General features: G+C 29.4%; 4 protein-coding genes. 3 read left to right on the forward strand and 1 reads right to left on the reverse strand.

All coding sequences use genetic code 11. The features are described 5' to 3' along the window. Nucleotides 1-57 precede the first annotated feature (57 nt). Complete coding sequence (locus tag ACLGL0_RS07060; RefSeq protein WP_411014164.1) at nucleotides 58-2,112, reverse strand: SpaA isopeptide-forming pilin-related protein; 2,055 nt, start codon at nucleotides 2,110-2,112, stop codon at nucleotides 58-60. A gap of 483 nt (nucleotides 2,113-2,595) precedes the next feature. On the opposite strand from ACLGL0_RS07060, the gene ACLGL0_RS07065 reads away from it, so the two are divergent. The 3 genes from ACLGL0_RS07065 to ACLGL0_RS07075 all read left to right on the forward strand — a co-directional run bounded on the left by ACLGL0_RS07065 (nucleotide 2,596) and on the right by ACLGL0_RS07075 (nucleotide 6,876). After that, nucleotides 2,596-5,400, forward strand: coding sequence for a SpaA isopeptide-forming pilin-related protein (locus tag ACLGL0_RS07065; RefSeq protein ID WP_411014165.1), 2,805 nt, complete (start codon nucleotides 2,596-2,598; stop codon nucleotides 5,398-5,400). A gap of 64 nt (nucleotides 5,401-5,464) precedes the next feature. Continuing rightward, on the forward strand, nucleotides 5,465-6,007 hold the full coding sequence (locus ACLGL0_RS07070) for a helix-turn-helix domain-containing protein (protein ID WP_411013180.1): 543 nt from the start codon (nucleotides 5,465-5,467) through the stop codon (nucleotides 6,005-6,007). Then, nucleotides 6,007-6,876, forward strand: coding sequence for an IS3 family transposase (locus tag ACLGL0_RS07075; RefSeq protein WP_411013467.1), 870 nt, complete (start codon nucleotides 6,007-6,009; stop codon nucleotides 6,874-6,876). The genes ACLGL0_RS07070 and ACLGL0_RS07075 overlap by 1 nt, the downstream gene beginning before the upstream one ends. Nucleotides 6,877-6,912 lie beyond the last annotated feature (36 nt).

Below are 6,912 nucleotides of genomic sequence, written 5' to 3' on the forward strand. Positions count from 1 at the left end.
AAAATTATATCAGGAGAAAAATCTCCTGATATAATTCTTTAATTTTTAATATTTATATTATTTTTCTTCAGCATTTCTTTTCTTCATTGCGTAAACAGCAGCTCCCATTAGAGTTACCCCTACAACAGTGAAGATTATAGTACCTACTCCACCAGTTTGAGGAATAGAAACTTTCTTGTTCACAACTTTAGTAGCATCAGTTGCTGTACCAGCTGGATCATAAGCGATATCGCCAGCAGCTGCTGAGTAAGAAGTTGCATTTACTTCAAAACTAATAGTTCCGTTTAATAAAGCATATCCTTCTGGAGCTTTAACTTCTTTTAATTTGTAAGTTCCAGCTGCAAGACCAGTTACTTCAAATTGTCCATCTTTGTTTGATGTGAATTTAATAGCTTTTGCTTCTTGAGTAGTCCATTCATAATCAGTTCTAACTTTTCTGAAAGCTTCATCACGAGCAACTTTCTTAGTTTCGATTAATTCTTTAGCAGTTGTTCCTTGAGCTCCTTGTTGTTGATCTTTAGTTAATGCATTGTAAGCTGCAATAGCTTGATCATATTCTTGTTGAGCTTGGTCATAAGCTGCTTTGTCAGCTGCAACTGTTGCAGTATCTTTTAATGCTAAATATTTATCTTCAGCATTTAATACTACGAAATCAGCTCCTGCTAATCTTTCAGTACCAGCTTCATTAGTCTTAACGAATTTCTTTCCGTAAGTTACTACATCTGGAGTTGTTGGAATGATTGGTGTAGGAACGTCAGGTCTCTTAGTATTCTTAATTTCTACTTTACCTTGAGCGTTTACAGTGTATTCTGGAGAATATCCAGCAACAACTTCTTTTACATAGTATTTTTTAGCTGCATCTAATTTAGTAAATTTATGGTTATAATCTGGACCAGTTTTAACAACTGAATCAACTACTTTGTCATCAGCTGCGTTAGCTGCTTTTTCATATAAGTAGTAAGTAACAGTAACACCTGTTGGTGCTGCTCCATCAGCCCAAGTCTTAGCAACTTCAATTTCATTGTTCTTTGGAGTTATTTCTTTATCTCTTGGGTCAACATAGTTAACTGGTTTGTTAGCATAATCAAATTTAACTTGGTTCTTGTCAGGAGTTTCAACAACTGCTTCACCATTGATTACTGCTTTATATTTTAATACGAATTCAACTTCACCTTTTTTAGCAGCTGCTTCGATTTTTTCAAGACCAGATGCTTTGAAGTTTAATACGAATCCACTTGCATTTTCAGTTAATTCATAGTCAGTTCCTTGAGCTAAAGTAATAGCTTCAGCTGGAGCTACAACATTAGCAGTAAGAGTTAAACCAGCTTTGTAAGTAAGACCTTTAGTCATTGTATCTTCCCATCTGATTGTCTTATAAGTAGCATCTTTAGGAATCTTAGTCTTAACTTCGTAAGGAACTTCTTGTCCTACAGTTTTATTAATTAAATCTTTAGGATTGTTTGAATTAGCATAGTCAGCTTGTCCTTCAATGTTCTTATCAACTTGTGGTTTTTCTTGAGTGTTCTTTGGATAAACATGAGCATTTTCAATTGTTCCTGTTTCATTTACTAATGGTAAAGTAATAACAACTGGAACAGCTTTTTGAGCAGTTAATGTTTGTCCATCAGTTCCAACGTAAGTTGATTTTTCTTTAACTTCAAGAATTTGGTATTCACCAGCTGGAAGGTTAGTAACATCGAAAGCTTTACCATTAGCTTCTGTAAGTCCACCTAAAGCTTCGTCAATATTTTCTGTTACAGTACCATCAGCTTTAACATATTTAAAGCTTCCATCAGGTTGTTTTGCTTGCCATACAAAGTAAACACCAGCGATTTCAGAAACTGAATCAGGATGTCCGTTTCCGATTGTTGCTAAAATTGTGTTTAATTGATTTAGGTCTTGAGTACCATTGTAGCCTTTTTCTTCTACTTTAGCACTATCCCATTTTTCTAATTTTTCTTTTTCTAAAAGTAATTTGTGTAAAGTTACTTTTTTAGTTCCATTTGGTTCTGCAGCATTAACTTTTGCAGTAGGTAATACTGATGCAAAGATTCCAAGAATCATAACAAATGCTAGAACACTTGAAACAATTTTCTTAGTTATTGTTTTCATAACTATAATTCCTCCTATAAAAATATAATAACAAATTTCTAGACATGTAAAAATTTTAGATCTAAAATATCATTCTACTTTTAGTTCTAAAAATTTTTAAGTAATGCCCATATAAATTGAAATTTTATGAATATTTGATTTAAATATTCTTTAAACTCATGCTTAGTATAACATTAATTAAAATAAATTTCAATACCTAAATTCATATTTTTTTAAATTTTTTATAAAAATATTTTTTTAATATTTTAATTTTACTAGATTAAATTTTTTTATAAAAATATATGTAAATATATATTGATTTTATTTCAAATATGATGTAAAATTATATTGAGAAATTTTGTAAGAAAAATTTTATAAGTGCAAACTTATGTGCAATTTCTTAAAAATTGGTTAATTTTAGCGTTTTTTTAGGAAAAACACAAGTATTTGCAACATTTATTTATTTATTTTATACATTTATTTATTTTTAAGGAAGGTATTTATATGAAAACGAAAAAAACCTTAGTTAGTTTTTCATTATTATTCGTTTTTTTGTGTCAGTTTATCATACCAACAATTGTTAGGGCTGATATAGGATATACCGATAATACGAGTGGTAGATTTCCTACTGATTACACAGAAATTGACGGAGTAATAAGAAACTACAGAAATCAACCTATTGAGTATGATGAAGCCTTTGTTTCAAAAACTGCAAGTAAGGGTGAAAAAGACGGAGAGTTTTATATTGACTTGAAAATTCAAGGAAAGGAAAAACCCGAAGCAAAGAGAAAAGATATTGTTATAGTTTTAGATAATTCAAACTCAATGAGACTTAATGGTAGAGATGGAAGTGGAAATCTTTCTAGTGATCCACTACATGGCGCTCATGACCGTGTAACTGCTGCTAACAACGCAATTAAAACTTTTTTAGATAATGTTAAAGAAAAAGCAGGAGAAAATGTTAGATTTGCTTTAGTAACATACGGATCAGATGTTTTTGATGGAAGTCTTTGTAAAGAATTCTATTTTGAAAACCAATATTTCCCTGATAATACTGTTGGAACTTTAACTCCGAACAAAGAAGATATAATTGCTAAATTACCTACAAAAGCTCCTTATGAACTTGGTAAGTCTTGTGGAGCTACTTTTACACAAGCCGCTTTAAAACGTGCAGCAGATATTTTAAAAAATCAAAGTCCTGCTAGCAACGAAAAATATATTATACATTTGACAGATGGTACTCCCACTCGTTCATATAAAATGAAGAGTGTAGATAGAAGCGGAATTGCTACATTTGACTATTCTAAGCATATAGTTTCGGAACAAAACACGTATTATTCAAAACTTTTTCCTAGGAAGCCAAAACAATACTCAAATATAGATACTAATATAATGGGAGATGGACAAGCATACAAATTAGTACCTAAAGGAAATAGCAGATACGACGAAGTTTATAGTATTCATAGAGCTTATAATGTTCCTGATGCTTCAACTGGAAGACGATTAGATATTACTGATCACGGTATACCTACACTTTACGAAGCTAAGAATATAGTAAATAAGTACCAAACTTTCACTGTTGGTGTAGAACTATCAGGCTATACATTTAATAATGACGGTTACTCAGTGAGATATCCTGAGCCACATCACGTTGACAAACCTTCTGCTGTAGACATTATGGAAAGAATGTCAACTAGCAAAAATCATTATTATGATGCTACACATATTGATCAACTAAGTACTTTGTTGTCAAAAATTGAAGCAAGATTGTTTAATCCGACAGTTATTAACGGTTCAGTAAGCGATCCAATGGGCGATATGGTTGATTTGAATTTGAATGCTAATTTAGACGGAAATAAATTCTATAAACTTACCGCATCAAATCCTTCACTTCTAAACGGTGTCAGTGTCAGTTACGATAAAAATACTCGAAAAATATCTATGACAGGATTAAATCTGGGTGCAAACCAATGGGTTAATTTAAGATATAAGGTTAATTTAAGAACAGAAGACCCTCAATATAAAGGTGATTTCTTCTATCCTACAAATGGACCTACTACTTTAACTCCAAACGAGAAAAATCCTAATACAAAAAGAGACTTCCCTGTTCCTTCTGTAAAGGCAAATACTATTGATGTAAATGTTCAAAAGGTTTGGAAATACAAAAATGGTACAGAATTACCAGATAGTATGAAAAAGGAAATCAAAGTTAAACTTGTTAGAAAATCAACAAATCCAAATGTAGCAGCAGCTGATAGAGAAAAGGAAATTGCAGAAAAGACTTTAAATAAAGCTGGAAATTGGACTGGAACTTTTGAAAAATTAATTCCTTTTGATAATTTAGGTTATCATTTTGAATATACTGTAAAGGAAGTTGCACTTGAAGGTTTTGAAAGTAAGATTGAATATTCAAACAACAAAACTTTCATTAAATCTGAAAGTGCAGATGTTAAAATAACAAATACTAAAAATATCGAAGTAGAATTTTTCAAATACAAAATTGAAAATGAACAAAAGATTGCCCTACCTGATGTAGAATTTGAACTATATAAACAAGATATCACCGAAAGATATTTACCAGTGCAAAAAAATGGTAAAAATCTTGTTGTTAAATCTGGAGCTGACGGAAAATTCAAATTTGATAATCTTGAAGTTGGAAAATATGCTATAAAGGAAATAAAAGCTCCTGAGGGTTTTCGTCTTCCAAAAGATTTTGTAAGAGAGTTCGAAGTAACAAACCAAGGAAAGATTAAGTATAGAGAAACAATTTATGGTTCAAAAGATCTTTTCTATCAAATACAAAACTTTAAATTAAATCCTATGTATTTTATGTTTAGCAAACAAGATTCTTTAGGAGAGCTTATTAAACAAGGTACTTTGGTACTAGAATTAAAAGGACCTAAAGAAAAAACTCAATCTTATGACTTAACAACAAGTACAGAAAATGGATTTAAGTTTGATATTCCAGATGACTTCCCTACTGGCGACTATGTTTTAACTGAAAAGACTGCACCAATGGGATATGCAAAGACAAATATTGAATATCATATAAGAATTGATGCTGAGGATAGAACAATAACTCTTGTAAAAGAAGTTAAGGGACGTGTAGAAACTCCTAGAAATATTGTTCTATATGAAGATATTTATGGAAATGTCCAAACACAAAAAATAGATATTAAAAATGATAAAGTTACTTACCCATACACAGGTGGAACTGGAACTTTAATATTTATTGTTTCAGGGCTTTTCGTAATGCTCTGTGCAGGTTCAGTTTATATGCTTAAAAAGAAAAAATCATTAAATAATTAATTTTAAAAAGACCTTGATTTGATGTGAACCCCTAAATCCGGACAAAGGATTTGGGGGTTTTTGAATGTCAAAATATGATAAAAAATTAAAAATAAAAGTAATTAAAGAATATGAGAAAAATAATATTAGTCAATGTAAATTATCAAAAAAATATAAAATACCACTATCAACAATCAAAAATTGGATAAAATGGTATATGGATAATGGTATTAAAGGCGTAAGTAAAAAAGTAAAAAATAAAAGTTATACTAGTAATTTTAAGCTGTTTGTATTACAATATAAAAAAACTAATAATCTAACTTTCAGAGAAACTGCTGTTAAATTTGATATAACAAATGATTCAATCATAGTTAATTGGCAAAGGAAATATGATGAATATGGATTAGAAGGTTTAAATAGTAAAACAAAAGGAAGAAAGCCTAAAATGAAAAAATCTATACCAATAGAACAAAAAAGAAAAAAAAATTTACAAGAAAGCGAAAGAGAAGAACTTTTAAGACTAAGAGAAGAAAATCTCCTATTAAAGGCAGCTATAGCTTATGAAAAAAAACTTCAAGCCTTGCTTATGGAAAAGGACTTAAAAACAAAGAAAAAGCAAAAGCGATAATTGAATTAAGCAAGGCAAAAGAATATAAATCAATTACAATATTACAATGGTTAAAAGTGGCTAAATTAAATAAAAGTTCCTTTTATGAGTGGAAAGAAAAACTATATAAACAGATAAAGTCAAAAGAGATTTATATTATTGAAAAAATAAAAGATATAGTAAAAGAATCTAAAGGAAGATATGGATATAGAAGAGTAAGTAAGGTATTAAGATTAGAATATGGACTTATTGTAAACCACAAGAAAGTTTTAAGAATAATGAAAGAAAATGAACTTTTATGTATAAAGTTTAAAAATAGAGTTAGAAAGTATAATTCATATAAAGGAACAGTAGGAAAGATAGCAAATAATATTGTTAATAGAAATTTTAAAGCTGATAAACCAAATAAATTATGGCTAACAGATATAACAGAATTTAAAATAAGAAATAGTGAAAAGAAGATATATTTATCACCGATTTTAGATACTTTTAATGGAGAAATAATATCATATTCAATAGGTTTTAGTCCTACAGTAACTTTAACAAATAAGTCATTAGAAAAAGCTTTAAAAAGAATAAAAAACAAAGAAGATTTAACAATTCATACAGATCAAGGCTTTCATTATCAACATAGTAGTTTTGTAAGAATATTAGAAAATAACAATATAAGACAAAGTATGTCTAGGAAAGGAAACTGCTTAGATAATGCACCAATGGAGAATTTTTTTGGAATATTGAAACAAGAAATGTTTTATGGAGAAAATTATTCTTCTTATGAAAAATTAATAGAAGATATAAAAGAGTATATTAAATGGTACAATACGAAAAGAATTAAGGAGAATTTAAAAGGAATGTCTCCTATTGATTATAGATTACATTCCTTTGAATAATTTATTTAACTGTCCGTATTTTTGGGTTCAGCTCAA

This window comes from Parvimonas pharyngis, from assembly GCF_046569675.1.
GTDB lineage: Bacteria > Bacillota > Clostridia > Tissierellales > Peptoniphilaceae > Parvimonas.

Coding starts and splice junctions, on each gene's coding strand:
- ACLGL0_RS07060 (WP_411014164.1), bottom strand. CDS start 2,112: ATGAAAACAATAACTAAGAAAATTGTTTCAAGTGTTCTAGCATTTGTT.
- ACLGL0_RS07065 (WP_411014165.1), top strand. CDS start 2,596: ATGAAAACGAAAAAAACCTTAGTTAGTTTTTCATTATTATTCGTTTTT.
- ACLGL0_RS07070 (WP_411013180.1), top strand. CDS start 5,465: ATGTCAAAATATGATAAAAAATTAAAAATAAAAGTAATTAAAGAATAT.